The sequence below is a fragment of the Halomonas sabkhae genome, from assembly GCF_030409265.1.
GTDB classification, from domain to species: domain Bacteria; phylum Pseudomonadota; class Gammaproteobacteria; order Pseudomonadales; family Halomonadaceae; genus Halomonas; species Halomonas halmophila.
Window position 1 is genome coordinate 109,118 of the sequence record NZ_JAUFPM010000012.1, and the last position, 20,424, is coordinate 129,541.

Here is a 20,424-nt window from a genome sequence, read left to right on the forward strand (position 1 = left end):
AGTCACAGTCCCCCTTGTCAGAAGTGCGCTTGCTTCCTCCCAACCTGGCCATCAGGTCATTCAAGGTGGCCGTCTTGCCGGCCGCGGTGTGACCGAGGACCAGGGCGTGCCCATTGGCGTCCGTGTTTCGGTCCTTATGGTTCGAGGAAGGCTGATGGTGATCGCCGTTCATCGTGCCGCCCTCCGCTGTTGTGCCCGCTCGACGGACGGCCGCGCCGTCTCGCCGGGCATGGCGTACTGCGGCTTGCGGTACAGCGAGAACACCGTGGAGTAGCCCGGCACCGGTACCTCGCCGCCGGCGAGGTGCGGGTAGACGTACATCACGATGTCCGGATTGGGCAGCCGGGCGAACTGGTTGTAGATCTCATTGGCCGCGGTACGGGTGTAGTGCACGCGCTGATCGACCATGGCCCCATCATCGATCTCTCGACGCAGCGTGCTGCGGGTATCGATCAATCCCTTCTGGGTGAGGCTTTCCCCGTCACCGCCCGAGGCGGCGCCACCTTGCCAGAGTTCTTTCATGGTGGTGTCGCCGTGGGGCATGAGCTCGTCCTTGGAAGTGGCGCAGCCGCTCAGTCCCACCATGACGGCCAGGCTGAGCCCCAACAGGCCCGCCCGGCGGGACTTACGGCAGGGCATAGGTTGGTGCTTGAGAGTGGCCATAGTGGACTTTCCTCCCTTCGGTCTCGAAGTCGATCGGCAGCTGCTGGGTGATGTGGATGGCCACTTCCTCACCCGGCGGGACATACACCGCCGCGAAGGCCTGGCCATACAGCTGGTTCACCCAGTTGCTCATGTCATTGACGCCCTGCGTCAGGATTTGGCCGACGGCCTGGTTGCCGCTCATGGCCTGCGTCACGGAGCCATCGGGGCCCATGGTGGTGAAGGACGTGCTGTCATCGTCGGAGAGCGTGGAGGCCACACCGGCGCCGGCGGCGGTCAGCAACGACTGGGTGCCCAGATACTCCTGAGCATTGGATCGGCGTTCACCGGTCACACACGGCGTACCATAGGCATCGCTGATCCAGCCGATCGCGTCCCCCCCGCCGATGGTGGTGTCACTGCTCTGGCGGCTGCTGCCGCCACCACTGTTGACATCCTCCGGGGTGGGGACGGTGCGGATGGTGCCGTCCTGGAACACGAAGGTCATCGAATCGATATTTCCGCGCACACAGGACAGCGTCCAATCGCCCGTGGCGGTGCCACTGACGACCGCGGCCTCAAGCTCGGGGATCTCGATGCCATTGGCCGTGAGGTTGTCCTGGCCGATCACCGCCTTGAACGGATAGGGATCATTGACGGTGCCATCGATCGGCACGCGGCCGATCAGTGCTGTCATGCCCAGCGAGCCCATCAGTGTGGAGTTTTCCGGCACGGTGTAGACGGGCTCGACGGTCGAGGCATCCGGCTCCCCGGTGGCCTTGGCTTCGACGGCCGTAGCGGCCCGGGTGGCCGAGTCGCTCACGGCGTCCGAGGCCTCACCGAACGATGTCGGAAACACTGGCCCCTCTTCGTTGGACATGCTTCCCCGACTGTCCGCCGGGGCGGCGTCCAGGGGCTCCACCCAGGCGAGTTGGCCCCCTCCAGCGCCGGCGCCCCCGTCTTCCAGGCCGAGGCCCACCGGGACGTCGTCCTCGGTCCCCGAGGTATCCAGCTGGCTCTGCAACCGGTTGACCTGACGTTTCAGGGTGCCCAGCACGGATTGCTGTTCATTGGACTGCTGGTCCAGTTGCGATCGGTGGCGTTCTCGCTCCTCACGCATCGCCGCTTCGACCTGCTGGTCAACATTGCGGGCGCGCTCGGCAAGGCGTTCGTTCTGCTCGCGAAGTTGTGCACTCTCTTCTCGAATCTTCTGCATTTCCCCCTTGGTCTGCCGCAGCTGGCCGACCAGGGTGGCCACCGTGTCACGCGGGGTGTCCGCCTCGATGCCCAGGGCGGTTTTTTCCTCATCGGTCAGGACCAGTGACGGGTCCGTGGCCTCGTCCTCGCCTCCCGCGTCGTCACCGTCGCCACCGCCCAGGGCCATGACCACAATCAGGATGACCAGGACGAGCGCCCCGGGAACCAGGACCTTCAACAGGCTGTTGCTTTTCAGTGGTGCCATGCGTTACCTCCCCTGACGCGCCAGGGCGTCACGCAGACCGCCCTGACGGGTGACCAGAAAGACCGTGGTCGCGGCCGTCTCGCTGCCCTTGCGCCCCAGGGTCGGGTGCATGAAGGCGGCACTGTAGAAGCGGCCCTGGAGCCAGCGCGGATCCAGCTCGAATTCCCGCGACGGATCCTGGTTGGTGAGTCGCACGGCCGTGACCGTCCAGCCATCCACGCCCCAGGCGCCCTTTGGGGTTGCCTCGACCGGCAAGGCGGGCATCAGCCCCGGCAGGGTGGCCGGCAGGCGCATGGGCACCCGCTTGACGCCGGGAACCGCCTCGACGGTACGCAAGGGGGCATAGAGGGACTGCGCGGCGTGGCGGATCAACGTCACCGGCACCGGCGAACGTACGCCCGGGTCGTCGGCGTCACCGTCGCCGTTGCCGTCTTTCGCGGATCCCGAGGTCTGGCCGTCGTCTGACGACGAAGCGTCCACGACCTTGATGTCCTCGCGGCTGGCGTCGTCGGTGGCCGTCAGGTCGACCAGCAACAGCTCACCCGACTCGGCGTCCTTGAGCTGGACCCGTTGCGTATCGAAGGCCTCGTTGGCCTTGAGGTACAGCACGCCGCCAGTACTTTGCACCCGCAACGTCTCGGGGTCCGCGATGGGCCTGGGCAGCCCGACCTTTACATTGCGGTCCAGGATCACCAGGCGTTCCGCCGCCACCGGCAGTTCGATGTCCAGTGGGCGGTGGTCCCACTCCATGATCTGTACCGCCGCGGCGTTCAGTGACAGCAGGCCGCCGCCCAGGACGACGCCCAGCTTGATGATCGGCTTCATTCGGCTTCCTCCTCAGCGGTCGCTTGACCTTCGGCGTCCGTCACCAGACGTCTGGCTTCACCCTCAAGGCAATCGATCTGTAACCCCCAGGGGTTGTTGTCCGCATCGACATTGGCCCGCACGACCCGCAACGGATAGCGCGCGTAGAACTCGCGAACCGGCGTGCCGGCGTAATGCTCTTCGACACCGAGGTCGAGCTTCACCAGCCAGCTGTCGTCACTGAGGATCTCGACCGACTCGCCGGGCCGGTAGCCACGCCCGGGGATCTCGTACATGCCGCGTGTGCGCCCGTCCAGCTCGCCACGGCGGCGCCGTTGCTCGTACTCCTGCTCCAGGGAGCGATGACAGGACGGTGTCATGTAGGGACGCAGCGCATGGATATTGCGCTGGTAATCCGTCTCACCGTCGTTGGGCCAACGGTTGAGCCGCTGCCACACATACCAGCCGAACTGATAGGCATTGTTGGGCGGGATCTCCCAGGCGGACTGCGAGGTGCCACCGCGCAGATCAGGGGGGTAGTAGACCGTCAGGTCCTCTGGGGCATCTTTCCACCCCATCCAGAGAAAGACGCAGCCCACGGCCAGCAGCAGGATGATCCCGCGAAGGGTCGTGATATGGGCGTCCCGCCCGGACACCGCATGGCGGTAACGACTCATGAGACTCCTCCGTTACGGCGGCGCCCGCGGCGCAACCGATAGGCCGTCGTGCGCGTGATCAGGTATTCGCCGCTGCCGTCCCAGCCCATGGCGGCCAGGCGGTATTGCAAGCGACGGTAGAGAAGGGAGGGAGGACGGCCACGGCGCAGCCGACGCATGATGCTTCCCCCGACCAGCAGGGAGAGCCCCAGACCGGCAAAGGCGACGGTGGGCACCATCGCGACCTTGCCAATCCACCAGGCCAGCACGATGCCCGGTGGCAGGAAGGCCACGAAGCCACCACAGGCCACCATGGCGACCTCACGGCCGGTCATGCCCCGGAAGACGACAGGGGTCTCATTGAGGCGCCGAGGGATAAACTCGATCGTGGCCATGACCGCCTCCCGTCGATTACTGCTCGAGGATCGGAGCGGCCATGTTGGCCAGCCAGATCACCACGACGATCAGCCCCACACCGACCGCGGCGGTGAGGATAAATTTGCCCCACTGCTCCCGCTCGCGTGCTTCGCGGAAGGAGGCCATCAGGGCGCCGGCGACGAAGTAGAACGCCACGGCGCACAGCACCAGCCCCACCAGGGAGGCGATTTCCAGGCCGTAGCCCTGCAGCGTATCGATCAGTCCCTCATCACCGGGGTTGTCCGGTTGCTCGAGATCGGGCAGCCCTTGCCCTTGTGCCAGGGCCAGGCTGGGCAGCATCGCTACCGACGTGGTGGCAAGAGCCACCTTGTGACGGGCACGATGCCAAAGGTTGCGAAGGTTCATGTTCCGTTCTCCTTGCTTGCGCTTGCCGAATGGCCCATTCAGGCGGGCCTCAAATTTGCCTCAGCTGAGAAACAGCCAGAGGCAGACCAACACGATCATCAGCGCTCTCATGAGACCGCTGACCAGGACGTCGTCGTCGATGCGCTCCTTGGTCCAGCCCCGATAGGTCGAGAGGTAGGCCCAGGCCATCCACAGAATGACCACGACACACCCCACGCCGGCGATCAGAACGGCCACCTCGGACGCCGAGAAGCCGGCCCCGTTCTTGAAGACCTCCATCAGGGCGTCACTCCCACGTAATCGCCATCCAGGGGCGGGACCTGACGGGCCGGCAGTCGGGGTGGGGCGAGATAACCATCGATGCCCTCGGCGATCGCCTCGACGTCCTGGCGCAGCCGCGGAATATCGAGGTAGAGCGACATCGAGGGCGACGCCTGACGGGCCTGACGGGCCTCGAGGCGATCGATGACATGGGTGATCTGTTCGAGCTGGGACTGGATCAGGGCCAGGTCCCGGCGTTGGATGGCGTCGCGGGGTTCTTCCGCCATCGCCAGGGTTGAGGTGGCGATCACGCCCACGAGTGGCAGGACGCCCCACTTGGCAAACCGCGACATGACGCTCTCCTGATTGAGACTGTTGCGAACATCGTGTCGGGCAGACGCAGGCGCCGCAGTAGAAAACGTTAAGTGGTGGGCGTGATGATTCTTTGGCCCAAAAAAGCGCCTCCGGGTGGAGGCGCAAACGGCTGCGAACAGCCGACGCAGGGAACCGGGGAGAATGCCTACAAGTACTTCTTGAAGCTGCCCGTGGCGATACTGATCATCAGGCCGAACAGCACGGCACACGGCAGCAAAAACACATTGGGATGGAAGGAAAACGGCACGCTGAGATAGATCAGCCAGCCGATGATGAAGATGGGGGTGACCGCCCGCTTGGCATGGTGATAGATGAACGCCGACTCGCGCCCCGCCCCGAACCGCCGCAGGTCACGCCGCACCAGGCCATCGACAAAGCCCACCAGGGCGGCCATGACAAACAGCGGTGAGGTCAGCGCCAGGATCACGCAGCGCGTCAAGGTCATCAGCGTGACGTAGACGGCGGCCTGCAGATAGGTGTGCAGGGTCCCGACCCAACCGCCACTGGCCTCATTGGCAGCTAGCCAGCCGGCGATGCCGGTCTTGACGAACAACCAGGTATGCAGCCACTCCACCAGGGCCGAGGCGGTGGCCACGGGATCCGAGAACAGCAGCGAACGCGTGAAGGCGGTATCCAGCCACCCCATCTCGGTGCTCATGGTCTGCTCGGCATGGCCGCTGCCGGGCAGGCTCCACCAGTCCCAATACATCCCGACCCATTCGATAACGATCGAGCACAGCAGCGACACCAGGACCACCATGGCGATCCGCCAGGGCAAGCCGAGTAGCGTGCCGAGAGCACTGGGACGTTGTTGCTGGGCGCGTTCGGCGCGATCAACGGCCATCACCGGTCTCCTCAGTCATCGAAATCCATCCCATCATCTCCCTGGGTCGACTCCAGGCCGGGTTCTGCCGGTGCCGGCGGCGGGGTGGCCACCGTCGACGTATCGGTGGCCGCCGCGGTCAGCTCGGGGTCGATCTCGATCGGCGGCGGTGCCACCGACTCCCACCAGCGATCGCCGGTGTTGTAGCGCTTGCGCATCTGCCCGGCCATATCGTTGATATTGGCCGGGATGTCCTTGCCCTTGTCGGGCTTGGGCAGTGGCATGCGGATCTTCCAGAGCTGCCCGCCCTCGAGCATCGCGAAGGCCTGGCCCTTGGGCAGGTTGATGATGTCGGCGGGCTCGAGCTTGGGTTGGGGTGCGGTACTGATCCGGTCCCCGCCGGAACTGGTGAAATCGACATCGGTGTTGATGTCGCTGGAATCGCCGGCCATGGAGACCAGCATGCGGGTGGCCACCGGGACCTTGTGGAGCTGGTCGGTGAGCTGCATGGCGGTCTTGTTCTCGCGCACCCGCAGCATGAGGAGGCTGTTGAAGTTGCCGACGACCTGGCCGGCCTTGGCGGCATTGCCGATCCTGGCCTCGATATCGGACAGGGTCTGGGTATAGGCGGTCACCTGGACGCCGGCGCCGCCGCCCTTGTTGATCAGCGGAATGAACTCGTCGCCCATGAGCTCATTAAATTCATCGCAGTGCAGGTTGATCGGCACCTTACCGCTGGCGGCGCCCGGCATGCCGTCGTCGACGCCGTGCTTGTAGATATGCCCGGCCACCGAGACCAGGTCGGCGAACATCGAGTTGCCTACCGCCTGAGCGACCTCGAAGTCCGCGAGCGCATCCAGGCCGATATAGACGATGCCGCGTTTGCGCACGATCTGTTGCCAGTCGAAGATGGGGCGCTCGTCCTCTAGGTCGTGATAGTCCGGGGAGAGCAACTCGGCGATTTGGCCGCTGGTCAACTTCTCGAGCAGTGGCAGGAGCGAGGCGACGATCTTGTCGAAATACGTCTTGTCGTAGCGCACGGCTGACAGCAGTCCCTCGAGGACGCTGTCACTGACGGTGACATCCGGGCCCTGCAGGTACTCGACGATGGCCACCACGCGCTTGTGGCGTCCCTGGAGGTTTTTCGGGGTGTTCTTGTCGTTGTACTGGCCCTCCTTCTCCGCAATCTTCTCCCAGGCGCCGGGGAACTGCTGCTCGAAGGTCTGCCGGGCGTACTCGATGAGCAAGCTGTCGATGTTCACCACATCGGTCAGGATCTGCTCGTAACTGGGCCGTTGTCCCAGTGCATGCCGCGCCCTGGCCACGATATTCACAAAGCGCCAGGCAAACTCGCGGAAGGCGGCGCTGTTGCCCTCGTTGGGCAGCGCGCCGGCGATGCGGGTGGCCACTTCCGAGATCCGCCCGAATCGGCCCACCGCGTTGTAGCGGGCCGACAGGGCCGGGAAACCGAGGTGGAAGACATAGAACTCATCGCCGCGGCCGGCGCGGATAGCCTCGATGTACATGCGCAGCATCAGGTCGGCATCGCCCTTGGGATCGAAGCACACCACCACTTCGTGATCGCCCTTGGTGACCCGATGGATGTCCTGGGTGATCATCACCTCGGCCTGACGCGTCTTGCCGACGCGCGTCGTACCTTCAACCAGCGTGTGGCCGACCCTCTCGCCCAGTGGCATCCACACCGAGCCCTCTTTCCACTCCACGGCATGCAAGGCCGGCACGCCGCCCACCGGGGGCAGGGGACGCACCGGGTTCAACGCCGTGTCGGCGCTGAGCAGACGAACCACGACATGCAGCGATCGCACACCCTCCAGGCGTTGCTCGATGGCGCGTGCCCAGCGATAGCGGCGAGGCGGCTGGATGTAGGCTTCGGCTTCGGGTTGCTGGCTGTCATAGAGGCGCTGGGTGTGACGCGCCTCCCACTTGAAGCCCTTGCCCAGCCATAGGCTCCGCGAGCTGACCGGGATCTGGTCGCTGCGCAGCGCGAAGCGCGGCAGGCGACGCATGTTGCGGCGATAGCGCAAGACGGTCCAGCCCTGATGGGCCCGCCAGCCGCCCAGGGCCAGAAAGGCCGCTGCCATGCCCCAGCCGACACTCGGCGCGAGTGCAATGGACCAGGGGGCATACAGGCAGAGCACCGCACAGCCCAGGCACACCCAGGTGGTGTTGAACTCGACAGCGGGGCGGAGCAGCGACTCGAGCGGATGGGTCTGTTTCATTGCATCACTTCCTGCGAGCGGTACAACACGGCTGTCAACGAAATAATGGGGCCGGGGCAATGAGCCTCTGCCGGCAGTAATCTCGTCAGTGCATGCAGCATGGGGGCTATCGCCTTACTGTCCTCGCAACACACATACTGGTATTCGGCGTATCCAATGAGCACGCCAGAGGGCCATCCATACAGCGCGATATAAACGCGATCGAACCGCTGTTCCAGATAGAGGAAGTGCTCGGTTGACGACGCGGATCGTCTCGCGCCCCGATAAACGGAGGTGATGCGCGATTCGGATGTCATGCGGCCTCCCGTTCGGTGTTCGCGGCGTTCACCTGTGTCGCGACATGGCGGGCAAAGCGCTGAATGGCCCGGGATAATGGCCAGCACTGGTGGTAATTCGCCAACGCCGGTTCAGCCATGTGGCGCCTCCCGTTCTATCGCCTTCTCGGCCAGCCGCACGAGTTGTCCTCCCTGCTGCAGATTGCCCATCACGGCGTTGTAGAAGGCGGCATCGTAGCGGCATGCCTCGATGAGGCACTGCAGTTCGTCGTCGACCGACGCCGTAAAGGCGGGGGATCGGAGCTGCATGACCAGCGCCGGCACGCGCCGGTCACGATGCACAAACCGGCGTGGCAGCGCCTGTTCGCCGAATCCCGCCAGGCGCTCGGCAATACGCGGCCACGTCTCGGCTGGCAGACAGGCTTCGGCGTAGCGGATCAACCAGTCATCCAGAACGTCCATGGTGGTCACGGCCTGAACCAGGTCGGCGGCCGATGACAGCGACTTAGCGTCCTGTAGCCGTTGGCTGACCTGCCAGACACAGGCCATGACGCACTGTGCGAACTGCTGGCGTGATGCGTGGTGCTCGGTATCGTGCTCGCCGGACGGGGCGAGCACCGGCAACGGCAGTGAGCCAACCATGGCGTCTCCTTTACTGACTCAATCCTTGGGGGGTGATGGCCACCGGGTAGTGATCCAGACCGAGGCGCGCGGCGATGTCGTCGCCCGACGTAGGGCGCAATTCCAGTCCCTGGGCGTGTCGCCGCAGCTGCTCGAGGCCGGCCTCATCCGCCACATCGACCACCAGGCCCACGGCATGGTGCTCGACCAGCCAGTCACGTCGCGCCTCGAGCCACTTCAGTGACAAGGGGTCGTCGCCGACCAGAAAGAACGGTGTCATGCCCGCGGGTAATTCGAGCTCACGAGCGTCAACCTGGCCGGGCGACAGGCGCTCGCTCTCCACCGGCAACCAGTGAGCATCGGTCACTGGGGCCACCCGACCGGCCTGGCCGACCACATCAGCGTGATAGCCCTCGGCTTCTTCCACCTGAGCGGCGCCAATGGCGACGTAGTAGGGACGTGCCGGCTCGCCGCCGTGATCGGCCACGACCTCGAGCGGGTCGACGCCAGGTGCCTGCGCCTGGGCGAACACGCTCACGCCCAGCCCCAGTACGCCCACCAGGACAGTGATTGGTTTCATCGGGCAGCGACCTCCAATTGAGCCTGGGTATGCCACGCCGGCATCGACGGGGTGACCCAGGTGACCTCGGCCGGCGCCGGCGCCCGCCACACCAGGTCCGGATCCGGTGCCGGCGCCAACGGGGCGGTCCCCAGGACTGACTCGGTTGATGTTGACGCGGTCGGTGACGCCGAGACAGCGGTCGAGGCGGCCGCCAGGGCAGGCGATGGATCCTCGCCGCCGTCCAGCTTGGCGAGCTCGTCGGCCACCTTGCGGCGATAACGGGCGGCCGGGGCGCCACCGGCCGGGCGGTGGTAGCGCCCGGCGGCCTGAACCCAGTCACCCGCGACCTGGTACTGTTCCTGGAGCACAGCGGCTGCCTCTTCGAGATTGGCGTAGGGGTTCAATCCATCGCAGGGGTTCTGGAATCGGCCGCCGGCGTGGAAGACGGTCTGCCAGCGCACGTTCATCTGGGCGATACCGACATCGATCACGCGGGTGTCCTGCAGGAATCGGCGAAGGGCTTGGCAGGCTTCATCCCGGCTGTCATAGCGATAGCCTTTGCCGCCGACATTGAGCGTCCAGGGCCAGGGGCGAATGGCCTCGCCCCGCGACATCTTCGACTCGGTCATGGCGATCGCGTACAACACCTCGGCGGGCACGCCTTGCGAGGCGGCAGCGACGTGATACGCCGGCGGTATCTCGCTCGCCTGGACCGTCCCGCAGAGGCCGACGGCCATCGCCAGACCGCTGATCCATCCCCATCGCATGGTCTTACCCTCGAGGCATGACGCGTGGCAGCGCATCCTCGTACTCCGAGAATCGCTGGCCGCCGTGGTTCAAGGTAATCTGGCCTTGACGGACCCGGTCAGCGGGGATGCCGATCTCGGTGGCCCATTGCCGGATGGCGTCATCATCGCGGTTGCTGTCGACGACCCAGATGTCCATCAGAGCGCCCTGGTCCAGCAAACGTTGTACTTCGGCATCACAGCGGCTGCAGTCCTCGAGGGCGACGACGACGTTGTAGCGCGACGGACCAGCCGTGTCAGCACTCAGCAGTGACTGCGCCGATCGCGAACGGCCCAGAGCAAAGAAGTTGACGCGGCTCTCATCGGGGTACAATCGCTGCCAAGCGGCGTCATAAGCATCCTGGAAGGCCAGTTCACGCTCGACACGCTTGCGCTGTTGTTCGACCAGCAGCTCGGCGTAATGCCGGCGTTCGGCCTCCGAGCGGGCCTCGATGCCCAACATGGTGATGGGATCGAGATCCGGCGACCAGGTCCCGCGCGGGCGATCCTTCAGCTTCTGATAGCGCGACCACTCCTGATCGGTCAGTCCCCAGGCCTCGGCCTGAGAACGTTGCGTCGCATCTCGGTCGATCTCGTCGACCTGGGTCTGTTGCTCCCCGGTCGTTGAGACATCCTGGCCCGAGAGCTTTTCTGACCAGAGCGTCTGAGCGAACGCGGGGGCCGCCAGTGCCAGAAGCAGCACACCGCCGGCGAACCCGGTAACAGGTGAAAGGAACTTGGCTGACATCAGGCGTCCTCCTGGTTATCGGATGGTTCGGTGGCTTCAGCGCCCTCATGTGTCGCCTGAGTCGCCTCGGGGGCCGATGCGTCCGTGGTGTCCTCGTCCTGCTGCGCCGACGCCGCCACTCGCTCGGCCGCCTTGATCGCCGACTGATCCAGCGGGATGGCGGTAATGCCGAGCCGCTCGGCCATTGTCTCGATGCGGGATTCAGTGTTCGCGATGAAGGCCCGGGCTGAGGCCTCCAGAGCCGGCAGGCGTTGGTTGAGCGCCTCGAGATGGGTGAGCGACTCGGTATCGCCCGTATTGGTCTTGTCAGCCGATGTTAACGACTGGACACTCTGCTCCAGGGACTCGATCTGCGGGTCCATGGCGTCCAGGGCCTCGACCTGCTGCTCCAGGTGGAGGATTCGGTTCTCGGTGGCTTGCAGGGACGGCGCCTTATCAGGGGCGCTGTCATCGGCCGGATCCAACTGGACGGACTGTGCGGTCGCCACCTGAATGGGCAGCACGGTCATGGCAAAGGTCAGCGTCAGGGCGCGACGTGTTGACGGCATGATGGCCCTCCTAGGGAAGCTGAATCGTGATGGTCTGGCCGCGGTAGCGGAACTCGGCCGTGTCGCCCGTGATGCGCAGCAACTGCCAGTCGCCGACCGATTCGCGTTCACCGAGCAGACGCACATCCTGCAGGCCACTCACCGGCCCCTCGGCGATGCTCAGGAATGGCTGGCCGCCGCGGTACTCGACGCCCGAGACCTTCAGCGGCAAGCGGGGCGGACTCGGCGGCGTGGCGCGTGCACTTGAGCCTGCGTCCTCGGGCGAGGGTTGACGACGCGGTGCTGATGCCGAACTTGATGGAGACGCGGATGCACTCGCCGCCGTGGCTTCCGCCTCACGGATCCGCGTCTCGACGCCTTCCGCCAAGGCGGTCAGCTGCAGGTCGACCCGGTGACGGGCGTTGTCCAGGGTGTCCGCGAGCGAGTCCAGGCGTTCACTCTGGTCGGTTAGGTCGATGGCAGGAGCAGCCGTCTCGGCGTCCTGCAGGCGTTGCTCCAGCTGATCCAGTTGCGCGCGCTGCGCCTCGAAGGTAGGCAGGCGATCCTCCAGCGACTTCAGGGACGCCTGGAGGTCGCGCACTGCCTGGTCAGTGGCAGAGGTCGTCTCGACCTGTTCTTGCTGTTCCTCGTTCGGGTCGTCCCCAAGGGTCAGAACGTACCCAGCGAAGGCCGCGCCCAATAACAGGCCGATGGCGAGCAGATAGCGGATAACGAGCGGTACGCGCCGTTTGCCACGACGGTTGTGATCCTGGGGATCGGCCGCGAGAGGCGAGTCTGCCTGATGGTCCGGTGTCGGGGTGGGTTCACTCATGGCGTGCCTCCGCGGCGGGCTGATTCACCACGCGACGCGGATAGACCGGTTGGAAGTCATCGCGGCGGGTGTAGCAGATTTCACGACGCAGGGCGTCCTGTTCCAGCGCCCACTCATCGCCGGCCAGGACCTGGAGCGCCTCACGCAAGGCCATGGGGCCCAGCTCATAGTGCGCGGACGGCAGCGGACGGTTGAACAGCCACTGCAGCTGCCAATCCCCCTCCGGCGAGCACAGCTGATAGCCGGTCTGCTCCAGGGTGTAGCGGATGCCGTCGCCGACCGTCGACGCCACGCTGGGCGGAATGTTCACGTCGACCGTCTGCTCGAGGAGGTAGCGCTGACCGAGCGTCGCCCGGGCCGTGACCAACTGGTAGCGACCCGCTCGCATGACCGGGATGCGGTGATCATCCGTCGCCTGGTAGATGTCCGGGGTGACGTGCTGACGCTTTACGCCGACGTCAGTCGGCTTGGCAGACGACTGGGTTGAGGACGGCTGATCGGCTGATGCGTCATCAATGGCCAGTTCCTGAGACTCGGGGTACTGCTCGGCCATCGAGGGGGTGTCATTCGTCTGCTGCTGCGCACACCCGGCGAGCGCGACGGCCAGGGCCAGGGTGCCGAGCGGAAGGTGGGTCAGGTGTTTCATGAAGCAACCTCGCGCAAGATGCGTGTAACCGGTGAAGGCACCATGCGCGAGATCGCTCAGAGCGACGATGAAAAATGTTAAGTGATCGGGTGAGGGTTTCTTGAAGCGGGAGGGGGGGGGGTAGACGTCAGGCGACGTATTACCTAGGCTCGAATGTGCTGCATCTCCTTTGCAGACCCCGTGACGCCCGACCGTTTGCCGACGGCGGGCGTCTTCTGTTGGTAGGGCACTGACATCACCGCCCACCGGCTGATGCCGGCGGGGGATGATGGAGGAACGTCATTCGAGAACGCTGAAGTCACCCGCCAGACAGGTGACGCTTGGTAGGGAAGCCGTTATACGCGTCTCACGCGTGCCCCATCGATTCACACGTGTCTGACCTCGTACCCGGATGTCATCACGGCTGCTATCCGGTCATCGTTACGCACGTCGTCCGCACAAAAGGCGCCCATTGTCCAGGCGGCGGGCACCGCCGAGGAAAGGAGAGCCCTGCCAAGGCAAGGCGAAAGATGTCTGGCCTGCCCAGGAGTCGCTCAACGAACGCCTCCTGGGCAGGCCAGACAGGTGAAACAGGGTGACCAACGGCCTGTTGGTCGTGTTACAGGGAGCCTCGAACCCCTTGCGCCAACAAATATCCACATCGGAGTAGCAGCAACTACTACGGAAGGATGGGGTACAGCCTTGCACGAGGCGTGGGCTGTTTGGGGACTATGTGAGTCTCTGAGGACTCAAAGGGCGTCACTGATGACCGTCAGTGACCAACGGGGTGCATGGGTATTATGGCATCCCCGTCATCACCGTCAATACAACGACAAACCTTTCGTTTCTGTCATAACACTGCCTGTTTCTGCGGTTGCGAGGCCCGTCGGGCTATAGAAAATAGTACCGCACGTTCGGCGTCTGGATCCGGGACATGCATGAAGCGGCCCCATTCGTTATCGAGAAGGTGGTTTGGGGTCCGGATACCGGGCCACCAGTTGCCCGAGGGTTTCACCACTGCCGTTACCCCGCGCCCTGACGTCACCAGCAACCCCCAACCTTGGGGCAGTTCCTCGGGGCGGATCAGCTCAGGCGGCGCTAGATAGAAGCGATAGACGCCCAAGCCTCCTGACTGGCGTTCCGGCTTGTGGCGGTCTGCGCGGAAGTCCGCCCGGCTGGCCTTGGCTTCGATGATCGCCGAGCAGCTCTCTCTGAACCCGATGACATCAGGCTCCTCGCGGCATCCGATCGCACGGATCTCGGTCGCGATGACAGGAAACCCCTGACGTCGCAGCCAACGCGCGCCGCGTTGCACCAGATCATTATGCTGTTCGCTCGTCATGACGAACTTCCCTGGGACCTGGCCTTCTGCGATTTTCGCTTTGGCTTCTTACCATTGCCGATCTTCACCATGCCTTTGCAGTCCGGGTACTTGGTGCAGCCCCAGAAGGCCCCATAATCGTTCTTGCGTTTCTTCATCGGGGCCCCACACTCCGGGCAGGCCTTGGTAGGCTCCTTGGGTAGATTGATGGTGGCTGATCTGGCCTGATCGATGAGCCGTTCAACCAGCGTCTTTTGCCGCGCCATGAAGTCCTCGAGCGACAGCTCGCCGGCGGCGACGCTGTCCAGGGCCTGTTCCCAGAGCGCCGTCATCCCGGGATTGGTCACCACCTCGGGCAGCGCATCGATGAGCTGCTGTCCAAGCGGGGTGGAGACAAGCGTACGTCCCTTCTTCTTGAGAAATCCCCGTTTGAGCAATGTCTCGATGATTCCGGCGCGGGTGGCCTCGGTGCCGATGCCGGCAGATTCTTTCAATCTCGCCTTGAGCTTGGGATTCGGCTCGAAGCGAGCCGCGTTCTTCATGGCGTTGATCAGGGTGCCGTCTGAGAACGGCTTGGGGGGTGATGTCTGCTTGGTAACGAGGTCGAGCGAGCGCTGCGGCACGCTGGCGTCCCGCTGCAAGGCAGGCAGCGCCTGATACCCGCCTTCCGAGGCCTTGTCCTCCTCGTCTTGATCGTCCTGTTGCGCACGAAACAGCACCTTCCAGCCCTCGACCCGAACCTGGCGTCCGGTGGTCGTGAACCGCTCCCCGGCGACCCGGAGTGCGACATCGGTCTGATCGTACTCATGGGCGGGCAGGAACTGGGCCAGGTAATGCCGACGGATTAGATCGTAGACGTTCCATTCCGGCTCGCTCATCCGACCGGGATCGCAAGCCGCGGTGGTGGGGATGATGCCGTGGTGGGCGGTGATCTGGCTGTCGTTCCAAACGCGGCTTTTGCGTGTGAGATCCAACTGGTCGATCGTCGGGGCCAGTGAGCTGTCCGACTGCTGGAGTGCCGTCACGACCTGTTGCGCCTCCTCGAGCTGCGACATCGGCAGATAGCGGCAGTCCGTCCGCGGATAGGTCGTGGCCTTGTGCGTCTCGTAGAGGGCTTGCGCAATGTCCAGGACCTGTTGGGCGCCATAGCCCCAACGCCTGGAACAGACCTGCTGCAGTGTGGCGAGATCCAACACCAGAGGCTGTTTTTCGCGCTTGCGTGTTGTCTCCAGCTCGGTGATCTGGCCGGGCTGCCCCTGACAACGGGACACCACGGACTGCGCCGCCGCTTGATGGACACATCGGCCTTCCTCGTCCAGAAGGCTGTCATCAGCGGGCTGCCATTTGGCCTTGAAGGCACCCCCCGGGGCCTGGAACACACCGACGACTTCCCAGAATGGCTTGGGGACAAAGGCGGCGATCGCCCGATCCCGATCGACCACCAGCTTGAGCACCGGAGTCTGAACCCGGCCGACTGACAACAGCTTGTCATGCCCCTGGTTGCGCGCTTGTACGGTAAACGCGCGGGTCAGGTTCATACCCACCAGCCAGTCGCCACGAGATCGGCCGAGCGCGGCTTGATAGAGTGACTGCGTGGCCTCTCCCGGGAGTATGTCATTAAGTGCCTTGCGGATACTGGCGTCATCGAGTGATGACAGCCACAAGCGTGACACCTTCCCCGAGAACCGGCAGGCCTCGAGGACCTCACGGGCGATCAATTCCCCCTCGCGTTCGGCATCGGTGGCAATCACCACCTCGGATGCTGATCCGAGGAGTTTCTTGATGACATTGAACTGCTTCTTCGCTGAAGGCTTGACTTCCAGCTTCCACTGGGCAGGCAAGATTGGCAGGGCTTCGAGTGTCCAGCGCTTGAGATCGGGATTGTAGGCTTCCGGTGGAGCGGGCTCGAGCAGGTGCCCGAAAACCCACGTCACGGTGACGCCGTTGCCTTGGAGACAGCCGTTACCCTTTTGCGTCGCCCCCAACTGCTGAGCGATTTCGCGACCTTGGCTGGGTTTCTCGCAGAGAAACAGACGGGACATGATCAAGCTGGGCCTCTGAAGATTCGCATGAGGCCCAGCCTGCGGCAGTCAATGGGTCGAGACAGTCGAAAAAGTTAATCGCGCTGATGACGTTATTGACCGGGTTGCAGGAGGGTATTCTAGCGTCGGGCCATGCGTTCCAGGAGGCCCTGGCATTCGATACAGGTCGTCGCCCAAGGGGCGGCCTGACGCCTGGCGTCGGGGATAGGGTCACCACACTCCTCGCATTCGTCCGTGGCGGCACGTCCAGTTGGCAGATGGCGATTGGCCATTGCCTGTTCGAGGTGATGAGCCATCAAGTCGTTGGCAAGATCTGCTTCATCCGACATGGGAGTCCTCCTGGAAGATGGTCGGCGTCGTGACTACTGCAGGGCGTCGTTGAGCCGCTGTTTCAGCGCCGCCTTCATGGCAGCGCCGTCATAGGGGCGTTTGCCAGAAGGGAACCACTTGTAGATGATCCGTGACCCGTTGCCGGACTTCTGGATCTGGACCTTCTGGACAATGCTGTATTCCACACCGCCAACCACTTGATCACCATAATCGCTTAGGTTGTAGAAGGCGCCGGGCGTGGCCTGATGCTGCCAGGCTTCGTCACCCATGGCCCAATCGGCATTGCTGTCGTTGTGATTGAAGTCATCGGGCGAGCGGAAACCAAAGGCTGGCTTGATTCGGGCGTAGGCCGTATCGACGTCCACCGGCGATTCGATCTGGATCTTACCCGACTGGGGTCCCAACTCCTGGACACCTACCGTCTCGCCTTCGGCATTCTTGGCGACCTGCATGGGCGTCTCGTCAGGATCGTAGTTGAGGGGTTCCCCGGTGAGGGGGTTGTTCACGCAGGTGATGCACACCCCCTGCGCATATTGGTGGCCCTGACCGGCGCATCCTGCTAACAGAGCCATGGTCACCAGCCCAAATCCGAACTTGAGGGGTGTCGTCCGTTGCATATCCATATCTCCTGACGAAACGCGGTTGCGATGGACCGGTGGAGCGACTTCAACCGGCCAACCGGAAAGTCTACAAAGCGATGTGATTGAAGAACAATGAGGCAGAGGCAGAAACGCGACGTGCGTTATACGCCCTGCGTACCTTCGAATTCGCGGTAATTGAGTCGAGCTCGCTCATCGGCATTCAACTGGTGCAACCAGTCGCTCAAGGCATAGACATTGGGCTGAGCCTCGATGCGGAAGATGGGATGAGAGCGATCGACGGTTTCCATGATGACGGTGCCGATCCCCAGCATCCGCTGAACCAGGGTGCGGCTGGCACTGAGATCGCGGATCCGGACCAGCTCGAGCTGATCACGACGGCGGTGGAGGATGCCGCGGGTATACTCCAGGCGCTGACTGGTCACGTGGTAGGAGGTCGTCTTTAACACCAGCAACTGGAACATCGGCGGAGTAAGACAGACCAGCCAGACTACCCCCAACATTCCCACCAGACTTCCATCAGGGAGATACGCCTCGACCATCCGAGCCAGCTCCGGACGCTGCAGTACTACGAACATTGCGACACCCGTGATCCCGATGGCCATCGACAGCCACCAGAGAGCTGACGGGATCACCGCCTTGGCCGATGGCTTGAGGGTCGCCAGCGACGCTTCTACTTCCGACGAGCTAGGTGACGTCGGCTGAGCCGGATGATCGTTGTTGTCCATCATCGAGGGATCCATGCGTCACTTCTCCTGATTGGCTTCGGGCGTACCGTCATCCGTCGCTGCATCCGGTGCGTAGACATCGTGGATTTCTTCCAGCAACGCAGGGGATGTCCCACCAATCCTGAGATTTTCGGCTCCTAGAGGTGATTGCATTGTCGTGGTAGACACTACACGCTGCGCGAATCGCAGAGATACTTGCTCCCCCATACGCTTCACTACCCAATTGTTCATTTCTCCATGGCACTTAGCGGTATTCTTCATATCAAACTCGAGCACCGCACGATCATTGGCGTCTTGACCCAAATGCATGTCTTGAACACATGTTTGAGTGAAGTCGAAGCGGTTTCCCGCCTTGTCGATATAAAACAATCGTTGAGCAGGCTTTTCGTTTTCTGCGTTTGCGTTCTGACCTGTGATAACGGACAGTAACAGCAATACCGCTGTGAACCCCAGTAGTGTATGTCTGTACGTCATGCCAACACCGATATCAGTATATGTATTTGATAACTTGCCCTTGACTATGGCTCTTGAACCGAATCTTGTCAGTTCCAGTGCCCCATCCAGGCAGTTTGAAACTACCTGGACCAATAGTTTGCAATTGTGTGGGGCCACTTCCGTCTGGTGACATGATCTCTACCTCAACATCGAACGTAGAGGGCGCTTGGGATTCCGTTTCGTACTCAACGACATATGGGGAGGGTCCTTCTCCCACATGGGCCCTCAGTTCATACCAGGGTCCCCAAGCACCAGGTGGTGCCCATCCTTCTCCGTATTCCGCCATAACGATAAAACTCAATTCAGTTGCGGTTGAAGCTGCCGGATGTACTTGTATCTGCAGAGGTGCCATCCCCAGATGCGGGTGCACCTTCATGGCCAGGCGCCGATGATGCGGATGCGGGCGCGCCGTTATTCGAGGGAGTCATCTCCACGCTGGCGAGGCGGTACGGCAGGATCGCGACGCGGGCATTGGTGACTTTGAAGGCGGCCTGTTCCTGGCCATTCTGATCCTGCCAGGTATCGCGGACCATGCGGCCGTCGACCAGAACACTCATGCCGGGTTGATACAGGGTGGCCCACTGCTCGACATCGCGACCGAAGATCTCGACATTGGCCCAGAATCCCCCCTTGTCGACCGGGCCATCCTCAGTCGGCACGAGATTGTCGAACTTGACGTTGAGGCGAAGCACACCGCGCGGCGGCTGGTTGCCGCTGCTCGCAAACATGCGAACTTCCGGAGGGGTGCCGATACGACCGTCATTAGAAAAACGCGTGCTCATCTCAGTAGCTCCAGCGATCAGTTAATGTACGAGCACTGTTGCTGAGCTAGACGACGTCGTCCTCCCAGAATGCTAACGGGTTCTTCAAACGTTTCTATCGACCGTGAATATACTCGTCGATAGCCGACATGCCGCGCCGTCGCGCGAGTAATTTAGATCGCCGCGGTGGTCATCAAGCTAAGGCAGGAGCATCATCACCGTCAGCAGCTCCACACCCAAAATGCGGGAGCGCCGTTATAGCTACCTGCCACAGTTCTCTGCAACGTACCTCATCGCCTTGTCGTATTGGTTGTCGCGGTCACGGTCCCGGAACTCGTCAAACCACGGACCTTGTGGCAGCTCCTGCTCGTCCATCACCAACTGCAACAGCCACGCCTGCTTCGGCTTCAACTTCAGATCGCTGTTGACCTTCCGACCTACGCGGACGACGCCAGCGCGGATCGCCCCAGTGCATAACTGATGGGTCAAGTCACCGTCCGCTTTCGGATCCAGGTAAAGCCCATCGGCTGTTCCATCGACTGACACCCTATCCTCCTTACCCATCATCACGCTCCTTCACGTTGACCTGCGTTGTGGCATTGCGCAGGACCGCATGACCCAGTCGATAGTGCCGATCGCACTCGGTCTGGAACACGGACGTCACATGCTCCATGTCGGGTAGCCAGTTCTGCCGGATGCGCTTCAGCGTCATGTTGACCATGCTGACCTGGGCGTTGTGGCACAGTCGCTCCAGCTCCAGGTCGTGCAGGTCCTGTTTCAGGGGGAGGCTTAGGCCATCGCCGGACATGGCCGCATCCCACAGGTGTTGGCCCATCTTTTTCCCCATCCGATCTCGCCACCTGAGCGAGAGGGCGAGGCCTTCACGGGAACTGTCCCCATGGTTTCGCAATGACAGATCGAGGGCTGCCAACCATCGGTTATGACGGTTGCTGATCTCGATCCCCATCTGAGTCAGTCGGTTCGTCTCGTCGATCAGTTCGTCGCGTAAACGCAGGACGCCCCCCTTACCCTTAAAGGGTTTAAAGGGTAACCCCTTTGCGTAAGGTCGCGGTGCGAGCCTGTCGTAGGGTTGCGGTGCGATTCGATCGGTCATGTTCTGCCCCAGT

The 20,424-nt window shown here is 63.0% G+C and carries 28 protein-coding genes; all 28 read right to left on the minus strand.

Annotation, left to right across the window (positions count from 1 at the left end):
* Positions 1-168: 168 nt before the first annotated feature.
* Entirely contained in the window at positions 169-639 is a 471-nt protein-coding gene (locus QWY79_RS08550) for a TIGR03751 family conjugal transfer lipoprotein (protein ID WP_290271793.1), read from the minus strand.
* Positions 626-2,104 (minus strand): TIGR03752 family integrating conjugative element protein, encoded by a 1,479-nt coding sequence (locus QWY79_RS08555; protein ID WP_435389776.1) that lies wholly within the window; start codon positions 2,102-2,104, stop codon positions 626-628. Before QWY79_RS08555 ends, QWY79_RS08550 begins: the two co-directional genes overlap by 14 nt.
* Before the next feature lie 3 nt (positions 2,105-2,107).
* Positions 2,108-2,929: a TIGR03749 family integrating conjugative element protein gene (locus QWY79_RS08560; protein ID WP_290271794.1), complete on the minus strand. Its 822-nt coding sequence runs from the start codon at positions 2,927-2,929 to the stop codon at positions 2,108-2,110.
* Positions 2,926-3,585: a PFL_4703 family integrating conjugative element protein gene (locus QWY79_RS08565; protein ID WP_290271795.1), complete on the minus strand. Its 660-nt coding sequence runs from the start codon at positions 3,583-3,585 to the stop codon at positions 2,926-2,928. Before QWY79_RS08565 ends, QWY79_RS08560 begins: the two co-directional genes overlap by 4 nt.
* Positions 3,582-3,959 carry a TIGR03750 family conjugal transfer protein gene (locus QWY79_RS08570; protein ID WP_290271796.1) on the minus strand — a complete coding sequence of 126 codons (378 nt, stop codon included), beginning with the start codon at positions 3,957-3,959 and terminating at the stop codon, positions 3,582-3,584. The genes QWY79_RS08565 and QWY79_RS08570 overlap by 4 nt, the downstream gene beginning before the upstream one ends.
* Before the next feature lie 16 nt (positions 3,960-3,975).
* Positions 3,976-4,347 (minus strand): TIGR03745 family integrating conjugative element membrane protein, encoded by a 372-nt coding sequence (locus QWY79_RS08575; RefSeq protein WP_290271797.1) that lies wholly within the window; start codon positions 4,345-4,347, stop codon positions 3,976-3,978.
* A gap of 60 nt (positions 4,348-4,407) precedes the next feature.
* Positions 4,408-4,626 carry a TIGR03758 family integrating conjugative element protein gene (locus QWY79_RS08580; protein ID WP_290271798.1) on the minus strand — a complete coding sequence of 73 codons (219 nt, stop codon included), beginning with the start codon at positions 4,624-4,626 and terminating at the stop codon, positions 4,408-4,410.
* Positions 4,626-4,961 (minus strand): integrative conjugative element protein, RAQPRD family, encoded by a 336-nt coding sequence (locus QWY79_RS08585; protein WP_290271800.1) that lies wholly within the window; start codon positions 4,959-4,961, stop codon positions 4,626-4,628. The genes QWY79_RS08580 and QWY79_RS08585 overlap by 1 nt, the downstream gene beginning before the upstream one ends.
* A 167-nt stretch (positions 4,962-5,128) precedes the next feature.
* Positions 5,129-5,827: a TIGR03747 family integrating conjugative element membrane protein gene (locus QWY79_RS08590; protein WP_290271801.1), complete on the minus strand. Its 699-nt coding sequence runs from the start codon at positions 5,825-5,827 to the stop codon at positions 5,129-5,131.
* An 11-nt stretch (positions 5,828-5,838) separates the two neighbouring features.
* Positions 5,839-8,046 carry a type IV conjugative transfer system coupling protein TraD gene (gene traD / locus QWY79_RS08595; RefSeq protein ID WP_290271805.1) on the minus strand — a complete coding sequence of 736 codons (2,208 nt, stop codon included), beginning with the start codon at positions 8,044-8,046 and terminating at the stop codon, positions 5,839-5,841.
* Positions 8,043-8,342, minus strand: coding sequence for a hypothetical protein (locus QWY79_RS08600; RefSeq protein WP_290271807.1), 300 nt, complete (start codon positions 8,340-8,342; stop codon positions 8,043-8,045). Before QWY79_RS08600 ends, traD begins: the two co-directional genes overlap by 4 nt.
* 111 nt (positions 8,343-8,453) lie before the next feature.
* Positions 8,454-8,963 (minus strand): hypothetical protein, encoded by a 510-nt coding sequence (locus QWY79_RS08605; protein WP_290271809.1) that lies wholly within the window; start codon positions 8,961-8,963, stop codon positions 8,454-8,456.
* 10 nt (positions 8,964-8,973) lie between these two features.
* Entirely contained in the window at positions 8,974-9,522 is a 549-nt protein-coding gene (locus QWY79_RS08610; protein WP_290271811.1) for an integrating conjugative element protein, read from the minus strand.
* A complete protein-coding gene (locus QWY79_RS08615; RefSeq protein WP_290271812.1) occupies positions 9,519-10,271 on the minus strand; it encodes a transglycosylase SLT domain-containing protein in 753 nt (250 codons plus the stop codon). The genes QWY79_RS08610 and QWY79_RS08615 overlap by 4 nt, the downstream gene beginning before the upstream one ends.
* A 4-nt stretch (positions 10,272-10,275) precedes the next feature.
* On the minus strand, positions 10,276-11,037 hold the full coding sequence (locus QWY79_RS08620; protein WP_290271814.1) for a TIGR03759 family integrating conjugative element protein: 762 nt from the start codon (positions 11,035-11,037) through the stop codon (positions 10,276-10,278).
* Positions 11,037-11,585, minus strand: a complete 549-nt coding sequence (locus QWY79_RS08625) for a hypothetical protein (protein ID WP_290271816.1) — start codon at positions 11,583-11,585, stop codon at positions 11,037-11,039. Before QWY79_RS08625 ends, QWY79_RS08620 begins: the two co-directional genes overlap by 1 nt.
* A gap of 10 nt (positions 11,586-11,595) precedes the next feature.
* Positions 11,596-12,396 (minus strand): hypothetical protein, encoded by an 801-nt coding sequence (locus QWY79_RS08630; protein ID WP_290271819.1) that lies wholly within the window; start codon positions 12,394-12,396, stop codon positions 11,596-11,598.
* A complete protein-coding gene (pilL2, locus tag QWY79_RS08635; RefSeq protein ID WP_290271821.1) occupies positions 12,389-13,042 on the minus strand; it encodes a PFGI-1 class ICE element type IV pilus protein PilL2 in 654 nt (217 codons plus the stop codon). Before pilL2 ends, QWY79_RS08630 begins: the two co-directional genes overlap by 8 nt.
* 829 nt (positions 13,043-13,871) lie before the next feature.
* Entirely contained in the window at positions 13,872-14,363 is a 492-nt protein-coding gene (locus QWY79_RS08640) for a hypothetical protein (RefSeq protein WP_290271823.1), read from the minus strand.
* Complete coding sequence (locus QWY79_RS08645) at positions 14,360-16,384, minus strand: DNA topoisomerase III (RefSeq protein ID WP_290272024.1); 2,025 nt, start codon at positions 16,382-16,384, stop codon at positions 14,360-14,362. The genes QWY79_RS08640 and QWY79_RS08645 overlap by 4 nt, the downstream gene beginning before the upstream one ends.
* A 119-nt stretch (positions 16,385-16,503) precedes the next feature.
* The gene (locus QWY79_RS08650) at positions 16,504-16,713 is read right to left on the minus strand and encodes a TraR/DksA family transcriptional regulator (protein WP_065241680.1); all 210 of its coding nucleotides are present in this window, start codon (positions 16,711-16,713) and stop codon (positions 16,504-16,506) included.
* Between the two features lie 33 nt (positions 16,714-16,746).
* A complete protein-coding gene (locus QWY79_RS08655; RefSeq protein WP_290271825.1) occupies positions 16,747-17,331 on the minus strand; it encodes a hypothetical protein in 585 nt (194 codons plus the stop codon).
* 125 nt (positions 17,332-17,456) lie between these two features.
* The gene (locus QWY79_RS08660; protein WP_290271826.1) at positions 17,457-18,056 is read right to left on the minus strand and encodes a PH domain-containing protein; all 600 of its coding nucleotides are present in this window, start codon (positions 18,054-18,056) and stop codon (positions 17,457-17,459) included.
* 3 nt (positions 18,057-18,059) lie between these two features.
* Positions 18,060-18,515 (minus strand): hypothetical protein, encoded by a 456-nt coding sequence (locus tag QWY79_RS08665; RefSeq protein WP_290271827.1) that lies wholly within the window; start codon positions 18,513-18,515, stop codon positions 18,060-18,062.
* A gap of 13 nt (positions 18,516-18,528) precedes the next feature.
* Positions 18,529-18,912 carry a colicin Z C-terminal domain-related protein gene (locus QWY79_RS15820; RefSeq protein ID WP_353960366.1) on the minus strand — a complete coding sequence of 128 codons (384 nt, stop codon included), beginning with the start codon at positions 18,910-18,912 and terminating at the stop codon, positions 18,529-18,531.
* Positions 18,839-19,318 (minus strand): single-stranded DNA-binding protein, encoded by a 480-nt coding sequence (locus QWY79_RS08670; protein ID WP_435389777.1) that lies wholly within the window; start codon positions 19,316-19,318, stop codon positions 18,839-18,841. Before QWY79_RS08670 ends, QWY79_RS15820 begins: the two co-directional genes overlap by 74 nt.
* A 240-nt stretch (positions 19,319-19,558) precedes the next feature.
* A complete protein-coding gene (locus QWY79_RS08675) occupies positions 19,559-19,843 on the minus strand; it encodes a hypothetical protein (protein ID WP_290271829.1) in 285 nt (94 codons plus the stop codon).
* A 10-nt stretch (positions 19,844-19,853) separates the two neighbouring features.
* Positions 19,854-20,411 carry a DUF3158 family protein gene (locus QWY79_RS08680; protein ID WP_290271831.1) on the minus strand — a complete coding sequence of 186 codons (558 nt, stop codon included), beginning with the start codon at positions 20,409-20,411 and terminating at the stop codon, positions 19,854-19,856.
* Positions 20,412-20,424: the final 13 nt, after the last annotated feature.

Bases quoted from the DNA above. Each gene is read 5' to 3' on its own strand.
- QWY79_RS08550 (WP_290271793.1), bottom strand. From the start codon at position 639: ATGCCCTGCCGTAAGTCCCGCCGGGCGGGCCTGTTGGGGCTCAGCCTG.
- QWY79_RS08555 (WP_435389776.1), bottom strand. From the start codon at position 2,104: ATGGCACCACTGAAAAGCAACAGCCTGTTGAAGGTCCTGGTTCCCGGG.
- QWY79_RS08560 (WP_290271794.1), bottom strand. From the start codon at position 2,929: ATGAAGCCGATCATCAAGCTGGGCGTCGTCCTGGGCGGCGGCCTGCTG.
- QWY79_RS08565 (WP_290271795.1), bottom strand. From the start codon at position 3,585: ATGAGTCGTTACCGCCATGCGGTGTCCGGGCGGGACGCCCATATCACG.
- QWY79_RS08570 (WP_290271796.1), bottom strand. From the start codon at position 3,959: ATGGCCACGATCGAGTTTATCCCTCGGCGCCTCAATGAGACCCCTGTC.
- QWY79_RS08575 (WP_290271797.1), bottom strand. From the start codon at position 4,347: ATGAACCTTCGCAACCTTTGGCATCGTGCCCGTCACAAGGTGGCTCTT.
- QWY79_RS08580 (WP_290271798.1), bottom strand. From the start codon at position 4,626: ATGGAGGTCTTCAAGAACGGGGCCGGCTTCTCGGCGTCCGAGGTGGCC.
- QWY79_RS08585 (WP_290271800.1), bottom strand. From the start codon at position 4,961: ATGTCGCGGTTTGCCAAGTGGGGCGTCCTGCCACTCGTGGGCGTGATC.
- QWY79_RS08590 (WP_290271801.1), bottom strand. From the start codon at position 5,827: ATGGCCGTTGATCGCGCCGAACGCGCCCAGCAACAACGTCCCAGTGCT.
- traD (WP_290271805.1), bottom strand. From the start codon at position 8,046: ATGAAACAGACCCATCCGCTCGAGTCGCTGCTCCGCCCCGCTGTCGAG.
- QWY79_RS08600 (WP_290271807.1), bottom strand. From the start codon at position 8,342: ATGACATCCGAATCGCGCATCACCTCCGTTTATCGGGGCGCGAGACGA.
- QWY79_RS08605 (WP_290271809.1), bottom strand. From the start codon at position 8,963: ATGGTTGGCTCACTGCCGTTGCCGGTGCTCGCCCCGTCCGGCGAGCAC.
- QWY79_RS08610 (WP_290271811.1), bottom strand. From the start codon at position 9,522: ATGAAACCAATCACTGTCCTGGTGGGCGTACTGGGGCTGGGCGTGAGC.
- QWY79_RS08615 (WP_290271812.1), bottom strand. From the start codon at position 10,271: ATGCGATGGGGATGGATCAGCGGTCTGGCGATGGCCGTCGGCCTCTGC.
- QWY79_RS08620 (WP_290271814.1), bottom strand. From the start codon at position 11,037: ATGTCAGCCAAGTTCCTTTCACCTGTTACCGGGTTCGCCGGCGGTGTG.
- QWY79_RS08625 (WP_290271816.1), bottom strand. From the start codon at position 11,585: ATGCCGTCAACACGTCGCGCCCTGACGCTGACCTTTGCCATGACCGTG.
- QWY79_RS08630 (WP_290271819.1), bottom strand. From the start codon at position 12,396: ATGAGTGAACCCACCCCGACACCGGACCATCAGGCAGACTCGCCTCTC.
- pilL2 (WP_290271821.1), bottom strand. From the start codon at position 13,042: ATGAAACACCTGACCCACCTTCCGCTCGGCACCCTGGCCCTGGCCGTC.
- QWY79_RS08640 (WP_290271823.1), bottom strand. From the start codon at position 14,363: ATGACGAGCGAACAGCATAATGATCTGGTGCAACGCGGCGCGCGTTGG.
- QWY79_RS08645 (WP_290272024.1), bottom strand. From the start codon at position 16,384: ATGTCCCGTCTGTTTCTCTGCGAGAAACCCAGCCAAGGTCGCGAAATC.
- QWY79_RS08650 (WP_065241680.1), bottom strand. From the start codon at position 16,713: ATGTCGGATGAAGCAGATCTTGCCAACGACTTGATGGCTCATCACCTC.
- QWY79_RS08655 (WP_290271825.1), bottom strand. From the start codon at position 17,331: ATGCAACGGACGACACCCCTCAAGTTCGGATTTGGGCTGGTGACCATG.
- QWY79_RS08660 (WP_290271826.1), bottom strand. From the start codon at position 18,056: ATGGATCCCTCGATGATGGACAACAACGATCATCCGGCTCAGCCGACG.
- QWY79_RS08665 (WP_290271827.1), bottom strand. From the start codon at position 18,515: ATGACGTACAGACATACACTACTGGGGTTCACAGCGGTATTGCTGTTA.
- QWY79_RS15820 (WP_353960366.1), bottom strand. From the start codon at position 18,912: ATGAAGGTGCACCCGCATCTGGGGATGGCACCTCTGCAGATACAAGTA.
- QWY79_RS08670 (WP_435389777.1), bottom strand. From the start codon at position 19,318: ATGAGCACGCGTTTTTCTAATGACGGTCGTATCGGCACCCCTCCGGAA.
- QWY79_RS08680 (WP_290271831.1), bottom strand. From the start codon at position 20,411: ATGACCGATCGAATCGCACCGCAACCCTACGACAGGCTCGCACCGCGA.